The sequence below is a fragment of the Microcoleus sp. B4-C1 genome, assembly GCF_036705285.1.
Lineage (GTDB): Bacteria > Cyanobacteriota > Cyanobacteriia > Cyanobacteriales > Microcoleaceae > Microcoleus.
The window spans coordinates 13,836-38,129 of the sequence record NZ_JAUBUC010000015.1; the positions used below are offsets into that span (position 1 = coordinate 13,836).

Genomic DNA, 24,294 nt, shown 5'->3' on the forward strand with positions numbered 1-24,294 from the left:
GAACAGGCATCTTGCCTGTTGAATTTGTGGAACAGGCATCTTGCCTGTTGAATTTGTGGAACAGGCATCTTGCCTGTGCTTGTTTGTGGAACAGGCATCTTGCCTGTGCTTGTTTGTGGAACAGGCATCTTGCCTGTGCTTGTTTGTGGAACAGGCATCTTGCCTGTTTTAGCATCAACTCTCGATCGCCAAGAAAAGGTAAACTGTAAACAGCAAACATAACATTGAAACAATTATGATTTTTCCAGGTTCTGCAGTTCGAGTTAAAGATAAGGGTGAGATTTACTACGCTTTTCAAGGACAAGTCCAGCGAGTTACCGACGGGAAAGTCGCGGTACTGTTTGAAGGCGGGAATTGGGACAAGCTGATTACGTTCCGCCTGTCGCAGTTGGAACTTGTCGATGCTACGGCGGGTCGCGCGAAATAGTCAGCGGTCATTAGTCATTGGTAATGGGTAATTTGTAATTGCTAAAGTACCCAATACCAGGCTACTAACTGAAGACCCTTGAAACTAGCAAAAAACCAATGACTAATGACTGATGACTAATGACTAATGACTAATCACTAAAACTATGCGTTTACCTTTACCCCAATTTGCTACAAAAGAGCGCCATCCCGATCGCATTGCTGAGGTTATCGAGACGGCAACTTCGGAGTTTTTGGCTCAATGTTTGGAACCGGAAGACTTAAGCTTTCCCGTGATGCCGCCTTTTGGGAGTTGGGTGAAGGCCGAGGATGAAGAGTCAAAAAATCAAATTTACGGCGTGGTTTATTACGCTACGACTAGCCCGATCGACTCGGTACACAGAGCTCGCGCTTTGGGTTTGTCGCTGGAAGAGTTGCGGGAGGAACAACCGCAGATTTTTGCGATGCTAAAAACCGAGTTTCGAGTGGCGATTGTGGGGTTTGAGGCTGCGCCGGAAAGGTTGAACGGTCACGGCCCATCGAGGGGTAAAATTTATCAGTATTTGCCGCCGCGCCCGCCACAAATTCACCAAGCGGTTTATCGCTGCGAACCCGATGAGGTGATTGATTTTACGGTGCAGTTGGATTTTTTGAGGACGCTGTTGGGGGTGGCTAATGCGCCGGTGGAGGCGCTGACGGCGGCGGCGATTCGGGAGATTTATCAGTTGCGGATGCGCGATCGATCTTGGTTGGTGGAAGCGGGAAGGAGTTTGAGTGTTTTGTTGAAGGATGATTATGACAGGTTGAGGGTGATTTTGAGTCAGATTCATCCGTAGGAACTGACTAATAAAGACATTAACAATCTTAGGAAAATCATTCAACCATCGCTCTTTAGTTGAATTATAGTACATTGCCTTCATTCCAACCAGGCATCTAAATCTAATGTAAAGTGATGGGTATTTTGCAGTAAAAAAGAGCGACCTTGTTTAACTAAATTGCCTTGACAAATAACCGGAATTCTGGCTTGATAAGCTTTGACTGCCAGTTCGTAGACTGGTTCTGCTAGTTCTAACTGAATGCGCCGCAGCTTGCCAACAATAACGCCTGTCAAAGTTAGTTTTCCGGTGACTGCTCCTTCTTGCAAGTTGGTGACTATGCCTTGAATGGTAATGTTAGGAGCTGATGTCAAGAGATTGCTGAGAATTTCGAGCTGGGAACGATTTTCAGCAATTTCTAGGGTTTGTAAAACTTCAGCCATCCGGCGGGGAAAGTCTAAAAATTCTGGTTTTAATGGTAGCAGAAGCTCTAACTCTTCTGAGTTTTCGCTCTGCCGATTCCAGATAGAAGCTTTATCGTCAATTTGTCGCACTTCTTGCCAGCAATGCGTTTCGAGGTAAGTACGCACAATTTCTGGCTGTAGATTTTTGAGAATTTCGGGATCTCGAACGGTGACTATCATAGGGTTTCGCCTGCTTCTATTAGCTGCATGAGGGTGGTAAGAGCTTTTACATTAAAGATATTCTGTCTGGGTATGGAAATTGTAACAGTGGTTTGATTCTGGGTTGGGGGTTGACCTCGCAGAGAAACCCAATAACCGCAATATTTCAGGCAAAGTTCCTGTTGAGATTGGATTAGCCAATTGTCTAAATTGTCGGGTACGACTACAAGGATTAACAGTCGGGGAGTATGAATATTTTCTACTTTCAATTCATTGTAGTTCTTGACTTCGAGCGGATATCTAATTGCTTCCTGTCCAATCACATCCCTAGATGTGCATTTTACCTGGAGTTCAAGTCTGGGATATCGAATAATTCCACTTCCCATACCGCCAGCAAGAATGATATCGATGCCGTCAAAATCTAATGGTCTAGCTGCTATCTGGAAGGAGTAGCCAGCCGAGGCAGCAACTGCATAAATATACGCATAACTGAACTGTTCTTTTTGCTGGTTAATGTCCACAATCGCTATTTGTTTAGTCTATCTCAAGCATAACTGGCACGGGAGGCGATCGCTCCTACCTTAGTGTAGCGCATTAGATGACAATCAGCAACGTTTACAGTAGCGTGACTCTCTGACACAATCGGGAGCATGGGAAGAGCAGGTAAAGCCCTCAAAAAAATATTAGAGGCATACGATATCAGTCAATATCAATTGGCGGCAAAGATGGAAATCGATCGCTCAAACGTTAGTCGTTGGGTGAGTGAAGAACGAGATCCATCCGCTGAGGCGGTATTTGCGATTAAGCAAGCGTTGCAGACATTCAATCGGGAGGCGGCTGATGAATTCGTCAGGTTGTACCTGGGAAATGGCGAGGAAAACGGTTAGGTTATCAGGTGTGGAGAGCGCCCCACCGATCGCCCTTGCTGCATTCAAGGACGATCGCCCATGAATTTGCAATAATTTATTTAAAGCGAGGAAGATTATATGTGGCTAGAAATAACAGCGCTAAATCAAGTTCCCGAATGGGGTGTCTTGAAGGTAAAAGTTGACGAAACTTCAGTGATTTTGAACCGTCAAGGCATGAATGTCACTTGTTACCGCAATGCTTGCACTCATTTGGAATATCCGATCGACATGGGTAAAGTCAGCAACGGTATCATTACCTGTCCTTTTCACAAATATCAGTACAAATTAGATACGGGTAAATGTTTGAATGCACCCAGCGATTCCCTGGAATCTTATCCGGTAAAGATTGAGGGCGATCGCGTTTTTGTAGAAATAGATTAGTCATTAGTCTTAGCTAAGTCCGACAGTCCGACAGGGGTTGAAACCCCTGTCTCATAGCGAAAGTCGTCTAAAGACGACTGTAGATTAATATTTGATATCAAGTCCGGCTTAAATACCCCCTCACTCTCTTAGTCTGCGGAGGCAGACTTTGTTTGACAAGGAGCGGTTTCAACCGCCGAATCATCTTTCAACCTACCATTTTCGCGCGCTGCTGGCGGAGGAAAACCGCCAAAAGCCCGATCGCACCAACCCCCAAAAGCAGCCATTCTTCCGGTTCAGGAACCCCCGAAACATTCAGAGGATTATTCGGCTTACTCAACTGTTCCTTACCAGATTCTACCTCTCTGTCAAATCGATCGCTCTTAGCTTCCGCTGCTTTTAGTTGCTCCCTTTGCGCGTCATTAACTAACACAATCATCGAAGAATAAGGCGTCACCACTTTAAAATTTTTAGCTACTGCGTGCATCGCATCCAGTTGCGTCAATTGATTGGAACTTTTCTGCTTGCTAAGTGCAGTTATCAACTGCCGCGCAGCTATCGGTTTAAAGCCTTCATTTCCGGTATCTTTTAACTCTGCGACTGCCGCCGATTTTGCAATTTTTTTCGACTGCGGGGTTTTGGCATAACTCCAAGCATAGCCGTCAACAACGCTAACTGTAGATTCGCCCGAAGCTGCTGTGGTTGCTACTCGCTGCATCGCCTCTTTCATATCTGTAGCCACTCCGCCACCGCTATCTTGAATCACCTTTAAAGTTGCGTCGTCGTAGCCGGGGGGCAAACCTCCCAAATGCACTGTCCATAGGGGTGCAGAGATGGAAAGTTTAAGTTTGCGATCGTCCGACAATTCGTAACTGTGGCGATCGCTCACCAAAAATACATTATCGTAACTTTTATCGCCCCGCAACTGTGCAAACTGTTGCAGCATATCTTTGAGCTGGATTGTACCATAGAATGTCACCTTTGCCGCATCGAAATTGCGTACATCTTCCACAAACTTAGGTGGCATTCCCGCAGCGCTGGCGACATACAAATCAACAGCATTTTTTCCTGCTGCATTAGCTTTCAACCATTCAAAAGTCTCTTTTACTTCCTTCTTTTGGGCCGCCATGCTGCGGGAAGTATCGAGAATAACTGCAAATTTTTTGCCTTGCGGTAACGAATAATTTGCATCAGCCAGCGGCTTAGCAGAAATGATATTTCCTCCCGGTAGAATCGCTTGCTGCGCGGTTAGCGGTTGCTGTGCGACTGCGGGCAAAAAGGGTGGCAGCCAAGTTTCTCTTGCTTCTTTACCGCTGTATTTTACCTCTTTTCCGGCGATCGTGCGGCGAGTATTTTGGTTCCAAAAAATGTTGCGTTTTTCAGCCAAAACAGGCATCGCCCAACCCTGCGGCTGTCGCATGACTTTGTAAGTAAGCCACAGGTGCATTTCCGTTGGCCCGTCAGTTGGCATGAATTCTCTTTTAGCCGGGATTGGAAAAGCCCGCAAACGGTATTGTTTGGGGCCAATTTGTTCTAGCAAAGCCGGATCGACTCTTTCTACTACCTGTTGGTTGTAGACTTGCTGTGCGGCACCGCGAGGCGATACCGTAAATACAAAACGTTTATTTAAATCCCCAGTATCTCCTAGCCAAACTCCTGTAACTGCGGCGCTTTCAGGGAGGGAAAAGTAGTAAAATACTTCTTGCAAGTTCGGCGTTTGATTTTTGTAAACTTCGTAGAGTTGAACGTCAGCCCAGTCGCCGTTTTCTTTGACTGTCACTTCTTGCGACTGCAACCATACTTTTTCTTGATTGACATTCAGCAAACCAGCTTTAGCTTCTTCCCGGTTTGATGTTGACTGTACCGCGTGTTTTACTGCTTCTGTGTCGCCTTTTTGCAGTTCCGTATCGAAGAATTCGCCGTATAGTTTTTCGGCTTTTTCCACATCAGCACTAGAGCCTTGATACAAAAACGGCGACATTAAAAAATTATAGCTGTTCTGCAAAGTTTGAGCTGCGCCGTCAGGGAAAATCCAACTATTTTTGTATATCTCATAAATGTGGTTGTTTTCTCCTACAGTGCTGAGGTAGCGGTAAGGGGACAAATAAGCGTTAACTAAGCCCGATCGAATCATATCAGATTTGGCTAATAAAGTTTGGCGACTGCTGTCGTTTGCGGGGGGAGTCGCCAGCATTTTCAGCGCTGCGACTTGTGGCTGCTGCTGCAAAGCTGAGAAAATAGCCAGCCAAGCTGCTATGACTCCCAAACTTCCGATTAGTGCTTTATTTTTTCCGTATTGTGCAGCAAAACTCTGCCATATTTTCCGCCCGGAATGAATGTAGAGAAAGCCGTACAGCGAAGGCATGACAACGAATAAGCTACAGGTTAAACCAAACAATATAAACGATAGCGGTATCCAAATTAAAGCCGAGGCCCACGCCCCGTATTTAAACATCTCCAGAAATGGTGAAACCCATGTAAACTTGAAAAATTGAATGACGACAAATAAGAATCCATAAAGTGTATACAATGCCACAGGTACAGCGTAATAAAGCAGCAATGTTGCCGCCCAAGTGCCAACTACTACCATTAAACTGTGACATCCTAATTGCAGCCACGCACTTCGCTTTTCTCCGATTAAGTTGAAAATACGAGGCTGTTGATTATGGGAATTCTGGGAATCGAAAATATTTTGCACATTTTCTCTTTTACCCAGATATCCGTACAGCATTTCCACTGAAAATGCTGCAATGCACAAAGCAATAGTAGCGATGATTTGAGAACTAGCTGGGGTGAGTTCTCGCAGCAAAAACAAGCGCAGCAAACAAAGCAAAAATAGCGGTGCTTCTACGCCATAAAACCAACGCATTAGCTGTAGGGGTTGCTTGCGAAAACGCCTAGCTCCTATTACAGTACATACGGTGGGTACTGCGATCGTAGCTGCCATCGTCAAAGAAAACTCTAGCGGGATAGTGCCATCGATTGTCGCCTTAATTAATGGCACTCCTAGAATAGGCAAAATTCCCAAGTAAACAATCGATAAAAATGTCAAATTCCAAACCCAAAAAATTGTTTGAAAAATTCCATCAAACACCTGTTTGATTTTCATTTACTTCTCCTTGTAAGCTTTGTTTAACGGTCGTGTATACATTACTCGCAAACTCTTTTACTTCCTGATTTTCTGGTGGTAGCGAACTGTCAAATAAAATGGAAACTAGCACCCAAGTATGATTTTTATGGGTAATATCGCTACCGATACGGGACATGAAGTTATCTGTAGTTAGCTGTGCAGATTGCAGCCAGTATGCTGCTGATAATTGGTTGTTTTTGAGAGACAGCCAGCGCGCTGTTACTGAAGGAGTTAGTTGTTTTTTTTCTATGCGATTGACGGGAATTCCGCTTGCTACAAAACACAACTCGGGGGCGTGATAAGTTTGCCAGGATGTGCTGACTACTGTGAGCATGGAACCGCGCAAGTTGCCGGCGACAAATCTGATTTTTTGTGTTTGCGTGTCTGGATAGTTGCCAAAGAATTTTTGTTCGCTAGGATTGAGGGGAATCGACTCGGATTTAATGTATTCAGGTAATGTTAAAGGTGCGATCGCCATTTTTGACGTTTCTACATGAGACAGTTGAGCCATTATTGCCAAAACTGTGACTGCTGCAATTATTCCTGGTTTGGCTAAAGGGTGATTTGGAAGAATTTCTGAGTTTGGTTTTGCAGAAATACCGCTGGTTTTTTCTGGCTGAAATTTCGGTACTCGTTGCAGCATTAACCACGTCACAAAACAAGCACAGACTAAACCGACAATTCCCAGAGGAACGTGCATAATTTGTGCTATGTTTGGCTGTTGAAAAACTTCTGAAACCAGGACTAACACGGCAACCCGCGCAGCGTTAGCACATACCAACATTAAGAGATTAGCAGCGCCGACTGCTAGCCATCTTAAGCTCAATTTACGCCCTTCTAGCCAGGTAGCAGCAAGCAAAAATAGCGTTCCCACTAAGAGAGTTTTAATGCCGCTGCAAGGCACGTCAACCTGAGCGATGCCGTTTTCCAAAATGATAATATCGTAAGAAGAAATAGCCCCAATGTGCAGCAGAGAAAGCAACTGTTCTACTACCTGAGCAGTGAGGACTCGCGCGGGCAAACCTAAGCCGCTATTCAACTGACTATTAAATGGTAAAATACAAGCAAGCAAGCCCGCAATTGGTAAGTTTTTTCGCCAAAAGTTGGAATCCACCAATAAGCCGCACAGCCCGTAAGTTCCGAGGATAAATAGCAGGACAGTAACTTGTTTGATATCAATTATGTACTGAAGGGCGATCGAGCAAATACCCGCACCCAACATCAATAGCAGCGGATCTCGCCTCAAAACGAAATTGGGTGAAAATCCGGGCGGGCGATCCGATTTCCCAATCGATCGCACTACTAATGCTACAATCAGAAAGCCAATTACTATTTTGTACAGTGTGGGTATCTCAACAAACGAGGATAACAGCCACTTAACAGCCGAGATATTGGCCGAAAACCAAGCAAGCGCCAGCAAAAAAGGAGCCAGCCAAACCAAATAAACCGCAGGATGAGGAGTAACAGAATCTGGAATTGCAGAATCAGTGATATTGGTGCGCTGCATGATACCGCTTGACATTCACGTTGGTGACATCTTAGCTCAGCCAAATTGGTAATGTCCAGACCGATTATTTAAGTTTTGTCAAGCTTCGATTTTCTCTACAGAGAAGCTAGCGTTATAATAATTAATTTTATCGGAGGTAAAAATGAGCGAAAAAAGTCCAGGATACAAAATTGTTAGCGATAACCGACAAGCGCGCCATCTCTATGAAATTATAGAGACATACCAAGTGGGAATCGAGTTGAAGGGCACCGAAGTCAAATCTATTCGGGAAGGAAAAGCCAATTTGCGCGACGGATATGGTTTAGTTCGGAACGGGGAACTGTGGCTGATCAACGTTCACATTTCGCCTTGGAGAAGTGCTAGCAACTATTTTAATCACGAACCCCGCCGCACCCGTAAATTGCTGATGCACAAGCAGGAAATTCGCAAATTAATCGGCAAAGTCGAAGAAAAAGGCTTGACTTTAGTGCCGTTAAAAATGTATTTGAAAGGCGGCTGGGTAAAACTGGATATCGGTTTGGGTAAAGGGAAAAAACTGTACGACAAGCGCGAAGATTTGAAGAAACGCGAAGATAAGCGGGATATGGAAAGAGCGATGAAGCAATTTTAGTCAGAGTCATTAGTCATTAGTCATTAGACATCTCCGAAAAATAAACTAAAACCTTTGCTACTCAAAGGTTGAAAGTTAATTTAGGGAGATGTTTATTAGTCAGGAGTCATTAGTGGTTCATGATGGGTGATTGCTGATTAATGATTGGCTATTTTAAATCGATTTCGGTTCATGACTCATTATAATATTTTTCAAAATCCTCAAGGGAGGAGGTTGAGGACTTCCATCGTCACTACAAACTTAATTAGAGTTATTTCACCGCAGTCCATCTTAGGATCGCGAATTAAATAACTTACAATTTTAATTGTTATTGTGGGATGGGCCTGGCCCATCCCACTTTCAAGAGTGGAAGTTATTTAATTCTCATTCCTTACAGCAAATTCTATGTTGATTAACTAAACCCCAGCTCGTTCGCTCCCCGTAGGGAAACGGCCCAGGGTAAGTCCCTCTACACTCCATAAACCTGGAATACGCTGTATCTCCTCATACAGTCGCATAGTGTCGATCGACTGACCGCTGACTAAGTATTATTACTTAGACAAGGGGAAGAGTTCTACCTGCTTCCTGCTTCCCGCTTCTTTTTCCTGAAAATATCCGGATGGCTTGTGGAGTCTCATGAATGATTAACCTATGCTCGAATACCTCTGGGTAGTGGGAACATTACCCCAGCATTCGGCTGTGGACTGACAAACTCTTATAAGAAAGGGACTCAAACCTGAGTCATTTCGTAAGATTATATGCCATTAGGGTCGCAATTAAATCTGGTCAAAAAAAATCGCTCAACTCTCAAGTTAAAAAATGCTAAAAATGACACCATTAGCTAACATTTTCAATGCCATGAAAGAGCCAGCAAAAAAGCATCACAACTCGAAGTGGGGAGCCTTCTTGCTGATCCTAGCAGTAGGCTTTGGCGGCTGGAAAATTGGGCGGCCGGAACTGGCATCTTTTTTTAATAATATCGCCTTTGAAAACTACAAAGCCAATCGATTGGCTGATACTCAACAAGCATATGAGTTAGCGCTCAGGGTAGATCCAAAAAGCCGAACAGCTCTTTACAATTTAGGATGGCTTTGCGAAGAGGTGCAAGATTTACAATGCGCCAGAGCAAAATATCTGCAAGCTGCAAAACTCGGTCTGCCTGCTGCTTACAGCAACCTGGCTAGGTTATATATAGTCGATCAAAAAAACTATCCGGCTGCCGTTCACTTCCTGTGGCAAGGTTTGAAATTAGCTGAGGACGATCGAGTAAAATATTCTTTACTCAAAAACTTGGGATGGGCTCGCCTGGAACAGGGTCGATATTCAGAGGCATTGCAACATCTGGATGAAGCGATTAAACTTGATAGTGAAGGGCCAGCAACTTACTGCTTAAAAGCGCAAGTCCTAGAAAAGATGAAAAATACTAAGGCAGCGCTACCGCAGTGGAAAATTTGTCTAAAGTATGCGGATTCTCAAGAATTCGATGAGGATATATGGATAGGGATGGCACGTCAACGATTAAACGAGGAAAAAACAAATAAATGAAACGCACAGTTTTGTTTTCATCAACCATACTGGCAATTATAACGGTACTGGAGCTAAGTCAAGCCTCAACAGCACTGCCAACTCCTTCGACTGTTAAAATTACAGTTAATAAGTCAGTCGAAACGCCGTTCGACTCCAATCAATCGACGTGGCGGCGGTGCAGAGATAGAGATGGTGGAAAATATCCGTGTCCGAGATTCATCATGCCTTCAGAGAGCGCAGAATAAGAGTTATTTTCAATAAATTTTGTAGAGTGTACCATCACCACTTTACAGCAACAGGTATGTAGTATGTAGTAGTAAGTATGCAGGGTGCGCCGTCCGCACCTTATAGCATTTGAGATGTGAGATTAAGAATTGAAGATTTGGAAATAACTTATGGCGATAAGGGTTTGCAGCTTGCATAAAGCTGCATTCTTTTTTTGCACTGATATAACTCTTAATCATTGCTGTATCGGCTATTGCTGGAATCCACACCGGGCGCAGGGCTGTTTCATTCGACCTAGGGGCAAACCCTCGTGAAGAACCCCGACATTTGAAACATCGATTTCATCATTCGTGGAGGGGGTAGGCAAAGAAAGGCACTACCCCTACAAAACGATGATTTCCCTGAGAATGAAACCGCCCTGCCACCGGGCGGGGATAAAACCCCGCCAGCAATTCTATCTACTCGCCCTCCGTCAAAGCTGAATCTTGCTGCTGGTGCGAGTTGCTGTAAAAACTAGCAATAATCGCCACCATCAACCACCACAGCATATTAACTTCTGGCCGATACCAAACTGTATCGACAAAACCGTGGGCCATCATGCCGGCTAAAGTTGCGATCGCCCCTATCAACCAAAACCCCTGATTCGATTTGAGATTTTGGATTTTAGATTGGGGATTTCGGGATTCTTCCTCTAAATTAGAGATGTTAAATTGTGCATCCCGCAGATTTTTGATCTGCAACAAACCTTGATTGACGGTGACAGTCATCAGCCACAGGAAACACATTAAACCGACAAAACCGGTTTCCACCACAATTTCCAGCAGTACAGAATAAGCGCTCAAAGCAGTGAATCTCGGCTTCATATAAAGCGGATAAACTTTATTAAAAGCAGTGTTTCCGGGGCCAATTCCGATAATTGGCCGATCGCGAATCATGTCAATTACCGCCGTCCAAACATTAATCCGAAAATTGTTACTGCTGTCACCTCGACCGATAAACATACTCGAAACTCGATCGCGCAGAGGCTCCACTAAAGCCACTCCCAAAATTAAGGCTCCCGCCAAACCTCCTAACCCTAACGGCAGCGCCCAAGTTCGCCAGAACCGAGGCATCAAAGGGCTGTACCAGTACCACAGCAGCACTAAAAATACCACCAGTAGAGCCACAAAACCGATCCAAGCACCCCGGCTGTCCGTGTAGCGCAAACACGCGCAATTCACCACCAGCATCGTCAGCGCTAAAATTTTTGTTCCCCATCCTTTCCACACAAAAAGTGCGGCGGCGCTCAATGCAATTGCCGGCAGTAAATAGGAACCAAGCAAGTTTGGATTTCCCAGAAAGCTGTAAACTCGCGTGACATTGGCTTGAGTAGAAGTCGGATCGTTCCAAGTAGCTAATGGCGGCACTTTATCAATCCACTGCCGCACGCCGTAGAAACTGACAACTAGAGAGACGTTCAAAAATACGGCAATTAACCACGATCGCCAACGGGAATCTCGCAATATCCGAGCCATCAGCGCAAAAAACAGCAAATACAGCGTTAGCTTGCTCCAACCAGTAGCAGCGGCGACTTTCACCGGCGACATCGCCGTTGCGACAGTGGCTATGCCCCAGTACAGCAGAACCAGCAAATGAATCGGCGTGAAGGGGATCTCGCGATCGTCCGAAACAGTCAGCAGCACCCAAAATGCAGCGCTAGCCGCCATCAATACCCCCACCAAGGCATTGTTTACAAACGGTGCCAAACCGAAAGTCAAGGCCAGCAAAACAAAACCCAAGGGTTCGGCCCACTGCATCAGCCAGCTACTCTGTCGCCAATTGCGTAAAGAGCCGATCGCCAAATTGAATAAATAACTTCTACTTTGCCACTGAGAGAGCGGCAAATTTGCCAGAGTTAACTGTTGCCAAACTGAATTCATTGCTATTTTAGATTTGTACTTTGTAATCGGGCATTGGGCATCGGGCATTGGGCATCGGGCATTGGGAATTGGGAATTGAAAAAAGTTGAGTTATTTTTCTTTCTTCTTTCATCCGTTAAATCCTTTACACTGCTTCTTCCTTCTTCGTAATCGGTAACAGGTAATTGGGAATCGGTAATTGAAAAAAGTTGAGTTATTTTTCTTCCTTCTTTCATCGGTTAAATCATTTACACTGCTTCTTCCTTCTTCCTTCTTCCTTCTTCCTTCTTCCTTCTTTACCCTTCCAACAATTCCGTAGCATTTGTGCAGGGCAGCCAGAGCACGTAGCGATATCCAGATTCCGGGGTTCCTTGAATCGAGAGTTGACCGCCTTGAATTTCCACCAATTGGCAGCAAAGCAGCAGCCCCAAGCGTTCGCGCGCCCCGTAACCAGCTAACACTGGTGCACTATCCTCTGCATTCTGCGCCGCCAAAGCCGCCAACTCAGAAAACGCCAGCGTTAATCGCTGCGAACCCTGTGTCGGGAGTTGCGGTTCTCCGGGAGAGTCGGTTTCGGAGTTCGATGGCGAACCGCTACCAGATCCGGCCTTCAACAAGTAGTCGGTGTAGAGTTTAGCATGGGGCAAACTTTCCCCTAACCAAGGATGAAAAACCCAAACTCCGATGTTGATACCGTCTTCTTTCCGAGAAACGTGGACTCGAATCACGCTGCCTGCCCCAGCAGATTGAATAATGCTAAAAATTAAGTGGTGCAGCATTTGCTGAACCTTATCTTTATCTACCAACCAGATGCGCGACCCGGGCCCCATCGACAAATTAATTTCTTGCTCTCGCTTACTTGCCGCCGAGGACAGGATTGTCACAACCTGCTGGCACAAAGTTTCTATATCGACTGCGGTTCGCTTCAAGGTGAAAGCGGAATCATCTAGTTCTGCCAGTTCCAAAATTTCTTCAACTAGCGATCGCAAAGAGCGGCTGCTGTCTTGGATCACGTCAATATATTCTTTTTGCTTGCTCGTTAATGGGCCATAAATTTCTTGTTTCAACACGCTTGCCATGCCGAGAACAGAAGTGAGTGGTGTGAGCAATTCCTGCGCTAAATTATTTAGCAGTTTTACCTTAATTGAGTTAGTAGACAAATCGATAGGTTTGTTAGTCATCGCTAATTTTTATTGGTTCATTGTCGAGCGAGCGTTTGCGGTTCATTAGACCTATTCCAAAAGTTTATAACAATCTGTTTATAATTCACCAAACAATACTCCGGACAGTTTTTGAGACCGAGGCTGAAACCCTAATTCTACCGTTAGCATTTGACCTCACTGAGAAGGCTGAAACCCGCATTCTGCCGTTATTGATTGAAAACTGTCCGGACTATTGACCAAAAAAAAAGGTAGTGAAGAAAAATATATATTCCTTCTTCCCTAGAAGCTCTTGTTTATCTGAGTAATTAACTACCAGCCGGGAAGTCCCTCGGTATATTTAAAGGGGATTAATCTGAGCGCTGCGCGAAGTACCCCGTTGGGAATTACTCCTTGGGATGAAAGGCTCGTCGGGTGTAGGTACGGAAACCGACAATTATTTCTGTATATCCCTTGATAATCTGGAAATACTCTGATAATATATTAGCAAGTGGGGGTGGAACTACCTCACTATAAAAAGCCTTTGAAAAAAAGGAAAAAGAAGCCTGCGGTCTAACTGTACTCAGTTGACAGTCAGGTTTGTTCACGATTTAATCATTGCTTCTAAAGCTGATTGCAAGTCTTGAGTGAGTTCGGCAACTGCTAACCTGCGGCTGGTTTGATATCGATCCCAACGATCGCTCACTGATATCGGTTCGCCCACGGTCATTTGTACCTGCTGTTTGCCCAACTTCGGTCTGCCGAAAGGATTTCCCCCTTTGATGCGAGCCAGTACGTCCCACAGCAGTAAAGTTGTTTCTGCCAAACGTTCTGCTGTCAGTTGTTCTGCGACATATCTGCCCGTGACGGAAACGAAACTTTCTACAAGTCTCATGTGCCACATCCGAAGACTTGCTTCTTCAGCGAGGCGATCGGCTAATCCTCTTTCTAAGGGAGAAAGTGCTGCAATATTTTTGATATCTTCTCGATAAATATAGTCCCAGCCTGCTTGTTCCAGACGGCGGCAGCGGTCTATTAAACTGCCTTTGGGCTTTAAGTTAAAATATTCTTCTGCTACTTGTAAAGCTACGTCCAACAGTGCTTTCAGTCGAGCTATCATTACTTCATTGTCAAAATTATTTGGCGTCCTTTCGGAAATTGATGATGGTAAAATCGATATTGTTTGGGGTAAGTTTTTATGATAAAAACGGCTGTAAAACTCTTCCATTACTGCTAACAAATGACCGCCCAGCCGAATCAGGCGCAGATATTGAAATTTGTGATTAGGGTTTTCCGAATCGGGATTTGCAGTCTCTAAATTAGCGATCTCGGTGCGTTCTAAGGGTGGCAGTCCGCAATCTATTTCTAATTGAGTTAAAAGTTTTTCTAGGGGTTGCCAAGGTGGGTTGACATAGCGGTATTGAATGCCGATCGGCACAATTAAAACTTTTTCAGTGCGTTCGGCTTTCAGCAAATCTTCAACGCACCAGAAGCCCATTTGAGCAACTCCCGGTTCGAGGGGACTCACTATTTCATTGTGACCGTTGGTAGCACCTTCTGGGGCGGCGGCGATCGGGAATTGGCTGTTGGCAAATAAATCGCGGGCCGATCGCAATCCGGCGCGATCGATTTTACCGCGAACAATCGGAGTGCCACCGAGTTGGGAATACAACCAGCCGACTCCCGCACCGGCCCACAGGGGAATGCCGCGATCGTAGATAAAGTGGGAATGTACCGGGAATTGCAGGGGAAGGCCTTTGGCGCGCGCTGCCTGGGGAACGAGTTTCCAAATTAGTTGTCCCAAACAGTAGGGATCGTCTGAGTTGGGGTGGCGGAAGGCTAGCAAGAAGCGAACTTTCTGATTTTGAAATTGGTGGAATAGTTCGGCGAGGGTTTCGACGTTTTCGGCTTCAACGTGGCTGATACTCGTCCGAAATCGCAGCCACCAGGGGAGTATTTGCTTACAACCTTGCATGACTAGCGGGTTGTAGGCTGGGGGTATGAATTCCAGCGGCGGCTGAACTTGGCTAATTGAATTGGGCATTTCACGATTTGAGATTTGAGATTTATTGGCCTTGTTGGGCTAGGAGAGGAGACGGCAGTGCCGTGTCCCTACCCCAAAATAATGTAGGGACACGGCATTGCCGTCTCCTAATTTCTTCTCACTCTATCAGGACTTACGTCGAAGGACTAAAGAAAACAGGTTTTTTATCCTATAGAACCCATTTGACATCTTTTCTTAAAAAATAAGGGGGATAAACAAGCCGTCTCACATAACTCAATTTTTACACGATCGCCAGAACCAAAATATAAAATATTGGAAGAGTATTGACAGGATACAGGTAAGGTGTCAAGATATTAAATTTAACAGTCATGTTATGGTATAGTCGCCCCTCCAAATTCTGGGATAAAGAAGGGCATCATTAGTTGCCAATTGTCTTATGGTTCAAGAAACGCTCAGATACTTAGCCAAAATCCGTAGATACTTGCCCTCGTCTAACAAGGATACACTAACAATTTTATTTTTTGGCAAAACTGGGGTTGGCAAGAGTAGCACTCTTAATGCTTTATTTGGGCTAAACTTGGCTACCGATAATGCTGTGGCTTGTACGAAAAAGCCTCAGTTTGTCGATTTAGACCCCCCTAACTCCTCGAATTTTCCCTATCAGAAAGTACGAGTTGTGGATCTGCCGGGAATTGGAGAGAGTTTGACTGACGATAAAAAGTATATGGCTTACTACAAAAAATGGATTCCTCAAGCTGATGCTTTAGTCTGGGTAACTCAAGCAGATACAAGGGCTTACAAACGGGATGAGATATTTTTGAAAAAGTTAAAGCCATTATTTAAGCCGTCTTTATTCCTCATAGTGGCTTTGAATAAAATCGATTGTCTGGGAGTTTATGAAGGGGAAAATACATTTAATATCGATAGTCGAGAACCTTCAGATGATCAAACTAGGCTAATTCCTGAAAAAATCGATGATGTTTATGGTATTTTTCACCGGGTCATTAATGGAAAAGTGATTTTTGAAAAAGATCAGGTAGTGCCTTATACATCTGTTTATGGATGGGGACTAGAACACCTAAAAATGAAAGTATTGTCAAGGAGTTGAAATATTATGGGATTATTCAAAAACCTAGTTGACTGGTTTTCTGGAAAAAAAAATACCAAATCACCATTTAGACTTGTCATTGGCTTAAATCAAGTTGATAAAATGATTCCCAACGGGTGGAACCAGCGATTAAATGCACCTACGGATGAGGCAAAAAAGGAAATCGAACGTCGTTGCCAGGATATTATAAAACGATTGAGTGAAACTACAGAAATATCTGAAGCTAATATCGAATATTACTCAGCGCTGAAGCGTTATCGTTTGATTAATTTGCTGACCAAGATTATCCACAATGCTTATGCTGGATTCAAGCTGGGTAATGTGCAGCCTGCCGATCCATTTGAATTAGCAGATCCAGAAGTCAAAGCTTTTGCTGATCAAGAACGTCAAAAAGGAGTCAATAATTCTGCAACAAAAGGTGATGCTAACAATCAAACTGTAGAAGACATAAAAAAACTTATTCCAGAACGAGAATTTCAGCTAATACTGGAGAAGTTTAAACAGGAAACTCAGGTACCACCCAAAGTAGCCGTGATTGGAAAATCTGGAGTTGGTAAAACAACTACAATTAACAATCTTTTTAACGCTAAGTTAAAAACAAGTCCCACCACTGTCGGAACAACTCAGGCACAAATTAAAGAATTTACTCTGGCAACAGGGGGCACTTTAACGGTGATTGATTTGCCCGGATATGGACGCAGCGAAGCCGAAGATCCAGAGTATGACAAAATTTATCAGCAGATTATCCCATCTTGCGATTTAGTTTTCCTGGTGATTCAAGCAGATACACGAGATTTTGCTGACGATATCGAGATGATTAAGAAGATTACAACATGGCTGAAAAATCATCCGATTCCTCAAAGATAACAAAAATCCGTAATGTTGCTGAATCGTAAATTTATGTCCTGAAAGAGGTAGATATGGCTTTAACCGCAGAAGAAGAACAAAAAATACGCGCATTATTAGCTAAAGAAGAGGCTCAAAAGAAAAAGTCCATTCTGCAAAGCAAAGACAATTTAAAAACTTGGTTGAAACAAGTAGCTTTTTGGCTATTAGAGAAACTTACAGACAAAGCAATGGATATTCTATTTAGTTATTTATTAGGTTGAATTGGTTTTTGATAATGTTAATATTGAAGTAGTTTCATAAATGATCGCCTACTTCTGCTTACCTGCATATAGAAGAAAGGCGATCGCGGTTATGGATACCATATTGCCTAGACTCAGAAACCTTCTGTCAGAGTCTCTTATGCTGGGATAACTTCAAAAGCATCTTTATCATATAGTCGATAAACATAAAAATCACTATCTAATGTAAAGATTCGCTTAATTTTTTGACTTTCTGCCACAGCCACTAGAGAAGCATCTGCTAAATCCATCGGTATATCTTGATATTTTTCCATTTTTAACACCGCTCAATGTTAATCTGTCACGGGAGATTTGGGTTATTCCCATCATTTGTGGGAGAGGGTAACACACCCTACATATCCTTAAATATTAGCAGCCTGGGGAGCGATCTCGCCTTTTGCGGATGCCATATCGCCTGAGATTAAGAAACCGGGTTTCTGTGAGAGTTTGTGCATCCTCACCAAGATTGCTGTTGTGATATTGTTTCCGGTTGCATCGGAATGATTTAACCACAGAGAACGCAGAGAACACAGAGGGAGATAAGAGAGATGAATAATTCCGATGCTACCGGATTTGATATGAGTCCCTCGTCTCACAGCAGTCGAGCGCGAAAAAATGTCAAATAGGTTCTATATCATTCCGGCGCGGCCGGATTTGATATCAAATCCTATTCCGCTACTTGGAGAATGACTTCTTGGAATTGAATTACATCCGATCGCGGATCGCAGTGAGTGACTTTGACTTCAAACCGATCGCCTATTGCCACCGATCGACCAAATCGCATTGCCAATTCTAAACCCAAATCTTCCAATAAAATCAATCCCAGATTGCTGTCTTCCCTCAGCCAGCGCAGCATTAAAGCTTCCCAAACTTCATCGGGGTTGCGTCGCAAATATTCCAATCCCCAATAGCGGTTGGTTTGGCGTTCGACGGTGGATGCTTCTTTAACTGCGGTGCCGAGACACATCACAATGTCCTGTATTTCTTGGGCGGAAAAAGGCAGTGGTTCGCCTCGCAGGTGGGCTTTGATTTGGAAGTGAGCCAGCAAGTCGGTATAGCGGCGGATCGGGGAAGTAACTTGAGTGTATAATTCCAAGCCCAAGCCGGCGTGGCGTCCGGGGGTAAGGCCCATTTCGCTGCGGGGCATACACCGACGCACGGCGCAAGCGCGGGCGGGGCCTGCGGGAACGGCCAGCAGTTCTTCATCGGGAGGGAGTTCGGGCTGTGGCTGATAGCGGTAGGGTATGGGCAGGCTGTGAGCTTGACCGTAGCGGGCGGCTAGTTCGCCGGCTAAAATCATCATTTCGGCTACTAGCATCCGGGCTGTGGAGTCGTCGATGACGTGGATTTTGATGTCGTCGCCGTTGACTTTGATGACGGATTCGGGCATGAAAATGCTGATTGCGCCTTGGGCTTCCCGCCATTTTTGCCGCAGTTTTGCTGCTGAGGCGATCGCTGCTATTTCCGGTTCTGCTTCGATTCCCAACTCCAGCATTTCGTCTACGTCATCGTAGGTCAAGCGGTAGGTGGGTTTTATGGTGCTGATGTGGATGCTGTAATCTTGAGCCGCGCCGATTTCGTCTAAGGTGACGCTGAAGCTGAGGGCGCTGCACTCTTTGCCTTGAATTAAACTCATTGGCCCGGTTGCCAAAGCTGGGGGAAACATGGAGATCATTCCCGTGGGCAGGTAAACCGTAGTGGTGCGCTTTCTGGCTTCGAGGTCGAGTTCGTCTCCGGGGGAAAGCAAGCGGGTGGGATCGGCGATGTGTATCCAGATCCGCTGCTGGCCGTTTTCGAGGAATTCTAAGCTGAGGCCGTCGTCGATTTCGGTGGTGCTTTCGTCGTCGATCGTGTAAACCTTGAGGTGAGTTAAATCGAGACGATTTGTGTCGGAGTCGGTGGGGGGATTTTCTAGGCAGCGTTGGGCCACTTCTAATACCTTTGCGGAGAATTGTAGGGGAATTTGGCTGCGCCGCAAAAACAGGTTTTCGTGGGTACTCCAGAGGCCGAGATCGACTAGGAGGCCAAATGCTGCTTCGGGGTTTTCGGATCGTTGTAAGCTGGCTAAAGTTTCTAAGGCTGGGGTGCGGTGCGTTGCTTCTTCTCCGAGGAGGGCAAAGCGTTCTAGGGCGTCGAGGCGAGTTCGATCGCTATTTTCCCAATCTACATTTTCCCCTGCCAGCCGCTGTTTGACTCGATCCCAAAATCCTTGGGATTCTTGGTGTCGCTGCTGTTCTACTTCTTGCTGGTGTTTGATTTCGGCTACTTGGGCTGCAGATCGCGGTTCGTAGCGATCGCCCTTTTGTTTGAAATACAGTTTGTCTGTTGATAGCAAACAGTAGGCCGCGTAACACTGGGCCCCACTACTCTCCGAAAATAGCAGCATTGCCAGGGATTTGGGATCTGCTGTTTCTCCGTCACCGACTAAAAGTTCCCAAGCGACTTCCAAACTCGACGGATCTGAGTATGCTTCTACTTCTTTGAGAAATTTGGGAATATCGGAGGGTTTGTATGTTTCTCCGACTACTTCGTAGGTGATTTGTTTGGGCGGTATGCTGTGCGGTTGACTGTTTTCATCTACCACCACCCAGTTTTTCTTGCCGTCGGGGCGATCGGCAACTGCCAGACGGCGGTCGCCGTGCACTCTAAATTCTACTAACGTTCCCTTCTCCACTTGCCAGCTTTATATTTGAGATTTTGGATTTTTACAGTAGCCACTTATCGAGTTTCGAGCTTGCGATTTTAGATTTTGGATATTGGCAATTTTTCTGGTCAATTGTGAAAGTTAAAATCTAAAAAGTTGTTTTTTATTCTTGCTTTTTTTTTTAACTTTTGACTTGTGATCAAGACTTGCGCTACGGCGATTCTTAACCCTATTCCGCGATTATTTCGCTGCATTCTTGCTGCACTATTAATGACAGAAAGACGTTGTTTTCGCGCAAGTCTTATTCCCAGTCCAAAATCTAAAACCCAAAATCCCAAATCCTGTTAACCTTCTTGGTTTACGAAGGGCATCAAAGCTACAATTCTTGCTCTTTTGATGCTTCTTGTCAGGTCTCGCTGCTGTTTTGCCGTCAAACCGGTAATCCGGCGGGGCAAAATTTTACCGCGTTCTGTGACGTATTTTTTGAGCAAATCTACATCTTTGTAGTCGATCGGGTCTCCTGGTTTGATGGGCGAAACGCGCCGGCGAAAGTAAGTCATGGTTTGTTGTTTGTTGACTGTTGTTTGTTGACTGTTGATTGTGAGTTTTTAGTTATTAGCCGTTAGTTGCTAGCCGTCAGGAAAGCATTGGTTAATTATCTGCTTTTCGCCGATCAATATCAATTGCCAACAACTGATGACTGATGACTAAGGACTAATGACTAATCGCTACTTGATCTCTTTGTGGGCAGTGTGGCTGTTGCAATGGGGGCAGAACTTTTTGAGTTCCAGCCGCGCCGTCGTGTTGCGACGGTTCTTGGTGGTGGTGTACCGAGACACGCCTTTTGAGCGTTTGCTTACGTTTGTACGGCACTCAGTACACTCTAGAGTAATTATGATGCGGACGCCTTTAGCCATAATTCTAAATAAATTTCGACTAATTTAAACACAATTTATTATCTTCTCACATTGCTCTGCACTTGGTCAAGCAATCTTCTAACTTTGATGTCGAGGGAGTAGCCACGGCGGGTTCCAACTACGATCGTCCCGCCGATGCGATCGTGGAAAGCTTGGGGAAACCTTTCGGCGGAGGTGAGGGCAACGCTACAGTCGATCGCCAAGGGCAGCATCAGCAGCAAGACGGCGGCGTTGGTAGATGTCAGCCCCCCTATACCTGCGAAGGCTAAGGCGGCGCAAAAGCCCAGCAATGCCTCGCGCTTGCACAGTTTTTGCACTCCGGGAGTCCGTTGGAATCTAGGATCGACAATTTTCATGTCCAAGGCCCAGCGGCCGAGACTTTGACCTTGGTTTTTCCTGACGATGGCTACGCGCATGATCAGCCACAGTAGGACAAAAAATATGATTTGGACGATCGCATTATTGCCGAGAAGCAAACTGGGCAGCCAAACTGCGATTCCGTCGATGCAGAGGGCCGCTGCGCGACGGCCGACGGATACTTTGGGAAGGAGAGGTACTAAGTCGGAACTCATAGGCAAAAAGGTCGATCGCCACTAGCTACTTTTTGATCTTAAGCTCTCGATTAATCGATCGGCATCAATGGCGTGTAACTCAACTTCCAAGCCAAGCGCTAATTATTCAAGCTGAAAATGGATTTTCGCCGATTCCCAACTGCTTTTTTGACTTTTCCACCTGTTCCCACAGTGTTTGGATCTGAGTAAATGCCTGTTCCACAGAGATTTTACCGTTAGATGTCAAGGAACTGATGTAACCCACTCGCTGAGAAAACTCTTGTAAATTCGCATTAAATACTAAATTCTCTGGCTTTACTTCACCGTAATAACGATTTTGAGGATATAAAAAATTTGAATTTGCTACCATTGCTTTAACCTCGCTTGAAAACCTTTTTTTCTAGTTATCTATATTATAAACCGCGATCCCTTCTCAAGTTGTGCTGTAAGTAGCAGAAATTATGTGACATTTGGCGAACTTTTTTGTGATGGCAATTACACGGATAGATGAGGGCGACAAAAACCTCAGTATTTTCACCTGTACAACTTACGCAGGCGGGGTCAACAACCAGGTTTATGCCTTAAGGCTTATAACTTCGGATGTGGCGTCCAAACCAGGTTTTTGTTAGTCCAGGACTGAGTTATTGAAAGAAGTGACAAAAACCCCTGAAATGGATAATATTATTGCAGAGATAAATAGTTAGACTTTTAGTAAAAAACTGCGTAGTGTATCCCAATGCGCGTCAAGCGAAGCTATCCCGAAGGGAATCGCCCCGTCCCAAACCCCGGCTGAGGCAAGTTTTAATCAGACTTCCCATCGCCGTAATTGCTGCTGTTATTGCCTTCAACCTTCCTCACTCCTTAATTCCAGTGTTTAAAGAATCTGTATCCCAAGCAACGCCGCCACCAGAAATCCAGAACGTGCTCGCCGGCAATCGCAAAATTGTGATAGTGGGCGACAGCATCACCGAGGGCGGGAAATACCCCGGAGGTTACGTTTGGCTGCTGCAACGCTATCTCAATGCCCTTTATCCCGATCGCCAAATCGAAATCGTCAACGCCGGAATCTCCGGTAACAAGGCGACTGATATGCAAGCGCGCTTCCAGAAAGATGCGATCGACCAAAAGCCAGATTTAGTGATGATTAATGTCGGAGTAAACGACGTTTGGCACGCTTTCTTCGACTTTCAAAAAAATCAGTTTTATCCGCAAGGCAACTTGCCCACGGGAGTGCCACTGGCAGAATATCGGGAGAAAATCACTCAAATGGTGCTGGCGGCAAAAGCCGCAGGAATTCGAGTTGTACTGCTTTCTCCTACTCCAATAGGCGAAATTCTCGACGGCCCAGAAAATCGCCGATTGCCAGAGTATATTGCCGCGATGCGAGAAATTGCGTTAGAGAATCAGTGCTTGTTTATCGATTTGAATACGCCTTTTCGGGAAGTTATCGCCACGTATCAAAAGCACGCGGGCAAAACTCTGAATTTGTTGGCTGCAGATGGAGTGCACCCAAATCAATCGGGATATCGAATTATAGCTTTTACTATCTTGCGCGGTTTGGGCGTACCTGCAAAGGATATTGAGAATTTGGAAGTCACAAATTGAATCTTTGAATTTAGTTAACAGTTGACTTTGGGGTGTTAATTGAAAGTATCAAAGCTACAAGCCCCCTGATTTATGTCGCGGGTGAATTATTCCAATATAACATCTAAAATCTCAAATCATTCAATCGGCGGATGATACCGCTTTAACCAACAACTACCGATAATCACCAACGCCACCACAACTATAATTTCTGTCCAAAAAAACGACAGAAAATCACTGGCAGTTCCCACCGGAGGCACCCCAGGTTGAGCATTGCGAATAGCGGGAAAAGCAAATAGCATTACACCAGTCCAGCTCAGCATTCCCACTTCCGGTAACTTACCCGATTTCATCACTTTTAATGCTAGCAAAAGCGCCATAATTGACAGCACCCACATGATCACAATAATCACTAAGGCAAAGAATTTCACCGGGAGCGATCGAGTTGCAGAAACATCGATATAAATAAAGATAGATGAATTCTCTTCCATCGGTTTATAACTGATGTCGAAACCGGGAACATCGGCATGGAAATTAAATTCCAGAGGTACGGGATTCAGTTCAAATGGAGCAAATTTTTTACCAATTGAAGGCAGCGGGTCGATCGAAATAGCTACTTTCGCAATGTGGCTGTCAAACGGGTAATTGTTAATTTTTCCTTTGACTAAGTTAAACTTCAATGCAGGGACAATCATCGGTTTACCTTCTTTAAAGGTAATTTCCGAATCCTGTACATTTGCGCCGTTAACTGTCATTAACAAGTCTTGAGCTGGGTAAGTTGGCCCTTTTTTATAAATACCTTTGAGTTCAAACTGCAAGCGGGCTTCTAATTCGTTTTTAATGGGATCAACTGCAATTACCGTCATTTTGACCTCAACCAAGCCTTTGGACGCTACAGCGCTTTCTGGAGATGGATTGTAAGGCTCTTGGGCGTTAGCATTGTGAGAGTAAATAGATAAGATAATTGCAAAGATTACGACCAGACTGCAAATTAAAATAAGTATTTTTTTTAGATTAAATTTGTTGACAGTTTGCATTAATTATGGATATTTTATCTTTTGATTTGTTGTGAGTATTTCCCGCAGTCTGCCAGTCCGCCAGTCCGTCAGTCCGTCAGGGGTTAAAACCCCTGTCTCATAGCTAAAGTCGGTTAAAACCGACTAAAGAAACTCGATCGATAATAAATGTTGGTTTTAGTCCTCTTGAGCGAGGACTTTCGCTGTGAGCCGGGG

27 protein-coding genes are annotated in these 24,294 nt (G+C 44.8%); 11 read left to right on the forward strand and 16 right to left on the reverse strand.

Annotated elements, in window-relative coordinates:
* Positions 1-220, reverse strand: a 220-nt coding sequence (locus QUB26_RS08515; RefSeq protein WP_333317498.1) for a hypothetical protein, incomplete at its 3' end; no start/stop codon positions are given.
* Between the two features lie 15 nt (positions 221-235).
* Between QUB26_RS08515 and QUB26_RS08520 the strand changes: the two genes are divergently transcribed.
* Complete coding sequence (locus QUB26_RS08520) at positions 236-427, forward strand: NAD(P)H dehydrogenase subunit NdhS (RefSeq protein ID WP_293145052.1); 192 nt, start codon at positions 236-238, stop codon at positions 425-427.
* Between the two features lie 145 nt (positions 428-572).
* Complete coding sequence (locus tag QUB26_RS08525; protein WP_006631388.1) at positions 573-1,241, forward strand: HAS-barrel domain-containing protein; 669 nt, start codon at positions 573-575, stop codon at positions 1,239-1,241.
* Between the two features lie 80 nt (positions 1,242-1,321).
* On the opposite strand, the gene QUB26_RS08530 is transcribed toward QUB26_RS08525, so the two are convergent.
* Positions 1,322-1,864 carry a hypothetical protein gene (locus QUB26_RS08530; RefSeq protein ID WP_333245189.1) on the reverse strand — a complete coding sequence of 181 codons (543 nt, stop codon included), beginning with the start codon at positions 1,862-1,864 and terminating at the stop codon, positions 1,322-1,324.
* A complete protein-coding gene (locus tag QUB26_RS08535) occupies positions 1,861-2,364 on the reverse strand; it encodes a DUF4365 domain-containing protein (RefSeq protein WP_333245187.1) in 504 nt (167 codons plus the stop codon). The genes QUB26_RS08530 and QUB26_RS08535 overlap by 4 nt, the downstream gene beginning before the upstream one ends.
* A gap of 129 nt (positions 2,365-2,493) precedes the next feature.
* Between QUB26_RS08535 and QUB26_RS08540 the strand changes: the two genes are divergently transcribed.
* Both QUB26_RS08540 and QUB26_RS08545 read left to right on the forward strand, forming a co-directional pair.
* Positions 2,494-2,730 carry a helix-turn-helix domain-containing protein gene (locus QUB26_RS08540; protein ID WP_015175931.1) on the forward strand — a complete coding sequence of 79 codons (237 nt, stop codon included), beginning with the start codon at positions 2,494-2,496 and terminating at the stop codon, positions 2,728-2,730.
* A gap of 99 nt (positions 2,731-2,829) precedes the next feature.
* Positions 2,830-3,132 carry a Rieske (2Fe-2S) protein gene (locus tag QUB26_RS08545; protein ID WP_333242632.1) on the forward strand — a complete coding sequence of 101 codons (303 nt, stop codon included), beginning with the start codon at positions 2,830-2,832 and terminating at the stop codon, positions 3,130-3,132.
* Positions 3,133-3,319: 187 nt separating this feature from the next.
* Here the strand turns inward: QUB26_RS08545 and QUB26_RS08550 are convergent, their stop codons facing one another.
* Both QUB26_RS08550 and xrtO read right to left on the reverse strand, forming a co-directional pair.
* Positions 3,320-6,220: a TIGR02921 family PEP-CTERM protein gene (locus tag QUB26_RS08550; protein ID WP_333317500.1), complete on the reverse strand. Its 2,901-nt coding sequence runs from the start codon at positions 6,218-6,220 to the stop codon at positions 3,320-3,322.
* Entirely contained in the window at positions 6,198-7,763 is a 1,566-nt protein-coding gene (gene xrtO / locus QUB26_RS08555; RefSeq protein ID WP_333245181.1) for an exosortase O, read from the reverse strand. The genes QUB26_RS08550 and xrtO overlap by 23 nt, the downstream gene beginning before the upstream one ends.
* 127 nt (positions 7,764-7,890) lie before the next feature.
* Here xrtO and smpB point away from each other — a divergent pair, with 127 nt between their 5' ends.
* From smpB to QUB26_RS08570, 3 genes are all read left to right on the forward strand, one after another.
* A complete protein-coding gene (gene smpB / locus QUB26_RS08560; RefSeq protein ID WP_006631384.1) occupies positions 7,891-8,358 on the forward strand; it encodes an SsrA-binding protein SmpB in 468 nt (155 codons plus the stop codon).
* 807 nt (positions 8,359-9,165) lie between these two features.
* Entirely contained in the window at positions 9,166-9,882 is a 717-nt protein-coding gene (locus tag QUB26_RS08565) for a tetratricopeptide repeat protein (protein ID WP_333245178.1), read from the forward strand.
* Positions 9,879-10,109 (forward strand): Osc7112_2153 family protein, encoded by a 231-nt coding sequence (locus QUB26_RS08570; RefSeq protein WP_333245175.1) that lies wholly within the window; start codon positions 9,879-9,881, stop codon positions 10,107-10,109. Before QUB26_RS08565 ends, QUB26_RS08570 begins: the two co-directional genes overlap by 4 nt.
* A 438-nt stretch (positions 10,110-10,547) precedes the next feature.
* Here QUB26_RS08570 and QUB26_RS08575 read toward each other — a convergent pair whose 3' ends face one another.
* The 4 genes from QUB26_RS08575 to QUB26_RS08590 all read right to left on the reverse strand — a co-directional run bounded on the left by QUB26_RS08575 (position 10,548) and on the right by QUB26_RS08590 (position 15,170).
* Positions 10,548-12,008 (reverse strand): IctB family putative bicarbonate transporter, encoded by a 1,461-nt coding sequence (locus QUB26_RS08575; protein WP_333317502.1) that lies wholly within the window; start codon positions 12,006-12,008, stop codon positions 10,548-10,550.
* A 2-nt stretch (positions 12,009-12,010) separates the two neighbouring features.
* A complete protein-coding gene (locus QUB26_RS08580) occupies positions 12,011-12,223 on the reverse strand; it encodes a hypothetical protein (RefSeq protein WP_333317504.1) in 213 nt (70 codons plus the stop codon).
* A gap of 60 nt (positions 12,224-12,283) precedes the next feature.
* A complete protein-coding gene (locus QUB26_RS08585; protein ID WP_333317506.1) occupies positions 12,284-13,168 on the reverse strand; it encodes a histidine kinase dimerization/phospho-acceptor domain-containing protein in 885 nt (294 codons plus the stop codon).
* 562 nt (positions 13,169-13,730) lie between these two features.
* Positions 13,731-15,170, reverse strand: coding sequence for a 1-acyl-sn-glycerol-3-phosphate acyltransferase (locus QUB26_RS08590; RefSeq protein ID WP_333317508.1), 1,440 nt, complete (start codon positions 15,168-15,170; stop codon positions 13,731-13,733).
* Positions 15,171-15,567: 397 nt separating this feature from the next.
* Here QUB26_RS08590 and QUB26_RS08595 point away from each other — a divergent pair, with 397 nt between their 5' ends.
* Genes QUB26_RS08595 through QUB26_RS08605 form a run of 3 tightly spaced genes read left to right on the forward strand, consistent with a single transcriptional unit; the run spans position 15,568 to position 17,348 of the window.
* Positions 15,568-16,239, forward strand: coding sequence for a GTPase (locus QUB26_RS08595; protein WP_333317510.1), 672 nt, complete (start codon positions 15,568-15,570; stop codon positions 16,237-16,239).
* A 6-nt stretch (positions 16,240-16,245) separates the two neighbouring features.
* On the forward strand, positions 16,246-17,106 hold the full coding sequence (locus tag QUB26_RS08600; RefSeq protein ID WP_333317512.1) for a GTPase: 861 nt from the start codon (positions 16,246-16,248) through the stop codon (positions 17,104-17,106).
* Positions 17,107-17,159: 53 nt separating this feature from the next.
* On the forward strand, positions 17,160-17,348 hold the full coding sequence (locus tag QUB26_RS08605; RefSeq protein WP_333317514.1) for a hypothetical protein: 189 nt from the start codon (positions 17,160-17,162) through the stop codon (positions 17,346-17,348).
* Positions 17,349-17,485: 137 nt separating this feature from the next.
* Here QUB26_RS08605 and QUB26_RS08610 read toward each other — a convergent pair whose 3' ends face one another.
* The 6 genes from QUB26_RS08610 to QUB26_RS08635 form a co-directional block, all read right to left on the reverse strand.
* Positions 17,486-17,641 (reverse strand): hypothetical protein, encoded by a 156-nt coding sequence (locus QUB26_RS08610; RefSeq protein WP_333042330.1) that lies wholly within the window; start codon positions 17,639-17,641, stop codon positions 17,486-17,488.
* Between the two features lie 392 nt (positions 17,642-18,033).
* Positions 18,034-20,040 (reverse strand): ribonuclease R family protein, encoded by a 2,007-nt coding sequence (locus tag QUB26_RS08615; protein ID WP_333317516.1) that lies wholly within the window; start codon positions 20,038-20,040, stop codon positions 18,034-18,036.
* 314 nt (positions 20,041-20,354) lie between these two features.
* Positions 20,355-20,570: a 30S ribosomal protein S18 gene (gene rpsR, locus QUB26_RS08620; RefSeq protein WP_006631377.1), complete on the reverse strand. Its 216-nt coding sequence runs from the start codon at positions 20,568-20,570 to the stop codon at positions 20,355-20,357.
* A 168-nt stretch (positions 20,571-20,738) separates the two neighbouring features.
* Positions 20,739-20,927: a 50S ribosomal protein L33 gene (gene rpmG, locus QUB26_RS08625; protein ID WP_006631376.1), complete on the reverse strand. Its 189-nt coding sequence runs from the start codon at positions 20,925-20,927 to the stop codon at positions 20,739-20,741.
* Positions 20,928-20,965: 38 nt separating this feature from the next.
* On the reverse strand, positions 20,966-21,499 hold the full coding sequence (locus tag QUB26_RS08630; RefSeq protein WP_333317518.1) for an RDD family protein: 534 nt from the start codon (positions 21,497-21,499) through the stop codon (positions 20,966-20,968).
* Positions 21,500-21,605: 106 nt separating this feature from the next.
* Entirely contained in the window at positions 21,606-21,848 is a 243-nt protein-coding gene (locus QUB26_RS08635) for a DUF7219 family protein (protein ID WP_190658612.1), read from the reverse strand.
* Between the two features lie 356 nt (positions 21,849-22,204).
* Here QUB26_RS08635 and QUB26_RS08640 point away from each other — a divergent pair, with 356 nt between their 5' ends.
* A complete protein-coding gene (locus QUB26_RS08640; RefSeq protein WP_333317520.1) occupies positions 22,205-23,083 on the forward strand; it encodes an SGNH/GDSL hydrolase family protein in 879 nt (292 codons plus the stop codon).
* A gap of 116 nt (positions 23,084-23,199) precedes the next feature.
* On the opposite strand, the gene QUB26_RS08645 is transcribed toward QUB26_RS08640, so the two are convergent.
* Positions 23,200-24,099: a DUF4436 family protein gene (locus QUB26_RS08645; protein WP_333317522.1), complete on the reverse strand. Its 900-nt coding sequence runs from the start codon at positions 24,097-24,099 to the stop codon at positions 23,200-23,202.
* Between the last annotated feature and the right edge of the window lie 195 nt (positions 24,100-24,294).

Coding starts and splice junctions, on each gene's coding strand:
- QUB26_RS08520 (WP_293145052.1), top strand. CDS start 236: ATGATTTTTCCAGGTTCTGCAGTTCGAGTTAAAGATAAGGGTGAGATT.
- QUB26_RS08525 (WP_006631388.1), top strand. CDS start 573: ATGCGTTTACCTTTACCCCAATTTGCTACAAAAGAGCGCCATCCCGAT.
- QUB26_RS08530 (WP_333245189.1), bottom strand. CDS start 1,864: ATGATAGTCACCGTTCGAGATCCCGAAATTCTCAAAAATCTACAGCCA.
- QUB26_RS08540 (WP_015175931.1), top strand. CDS start 2,494: ATGGGAAGAGCAGGTAAAGCCCTCAAAAAAATATTAGAGGCATACGAT.
- QUB26_RS08545 (WP_333242632.1), top strand. CDS start 2,830: ATGTGGCTAGAAATAACAGCGCTAAATCAAGTTCCCGAATGGGGTGTC.
- QUB26_RS08550 (WP_333317500.1), bottom strand. CDS start 6,220: ATGAAAATCAAACAGGTGTTTGATGGAATTTTTCAAACAATTTTTTGG.
- xrtO (WP_333245181.1), bottom strand. CDS start 7,763: ATGTCAAGCGGTATCATGCAGCGCACCAATATCACTGATTCTGCAATT.
- smpB (WP_006631384.1), top strand. CDS start 7,891: ATGAGCGAAAAAAGTCCAGGATACAAAATTGTTAGCGATAACCGACAA.
- QUB26_RS08565 (WP_333245178.1), top strand. CDS start 9,166: ATGACACCATTAGCTAACATTTTCAATGCCATGAAAGAGCCAGCAAAA.
- QUB26_RS08570 (WP_333245175.1), top strand. CDS start 9,879: ATGAAACGCACAGTTTTGTTTTCATCAACCATACTGGCAATTATAACG.
- QUB26_RS08575 (WP_333317502.1), bottom strand. CDS start 12,008: ATGAATTCAGTTTGGCAACAGTTAACTCTGGCAAATTTGCCGCTCTCT.
- QUB26_RS08580 (WP_333317504.1), bottom strand. CDS start 12,223: ATGAAAGAAGGAAGAAAAATAACTCAACTTTTTTCAATTACCGATTCC.
- QUB26_RS08585 (WP_333317506.1), bottom strand. CDS start 13,168: ATGACTAACAAACCTATCGATTTGTCTACTAACTCAATTAAGGTAAAA.
- QUB26_RS08590 (WP_333317508.1), bottom strand. CDS start 15,170: ATGCCCAATTCAATTAGCCAAGTTCAGCCGCCGCTGGAATTCATACCC.
- QUB26_RS08595 (WP_333317510.1), top strand. CDS start 15,568: ATGGTTCAAGAAACGCTCAGATACTTAGCCAAAATCCGTAGATACTTG.
- QUB26_RS08600 (WP_333317512.1), top strand. CDS start 16,246: ATGGGATTATTCAAAAACCTAGTTGACTGGTTTTCTGGAAAAAAAAAT.
- QUB26_RS08605 (WP_333317514.1), top strand. CDS start 17,160: ATGGCTTTAACCGCAGAAGAAGAACAAAAAATACGCGCATTATTAGCT.
- QUB26_RS08610 (WP_333042330.1), bottom strand. CDS start 17,641: ATGGAAAAATATCAAGATATACCGATGGATTTAGCAGATGCTTCTCTA.
- rpsR (WP_006631377.1), bottom strand. CDS start 20,570: ATGACTTACTTTCGCCGGCGCGTTTCGCCCATCAAACCAGGAGACCCG.
- rpmG (WP_006631376.1), bottom strand. CDS start 20,927: ATGGCTAAAGGCGTCCGCATCATAATTACTCTAGAGTGTACTGAGTGC.
- QUB26_RS08630 (WP_333317518.1), bottom strand. CDS start 21,499: ATGAGTTCCGACTTAGTACCTCTCCTTCCCAAAGTATCCGTCGGCCGT.
- QUB26_RS08635 (WP_190658612.1), bottom strand. CDS start 21,848: ATGGTAGCAAATTCAAATTTTTTATATCCTCAAAATCGTTATTACGGT.
- QUB26_RS08645 (WP_333317522.1), bottom strand. CDS start 24,099: ATGCAAACTGTCAACAAATTTAATCTAAAAAAAATACTTATTTTAATT.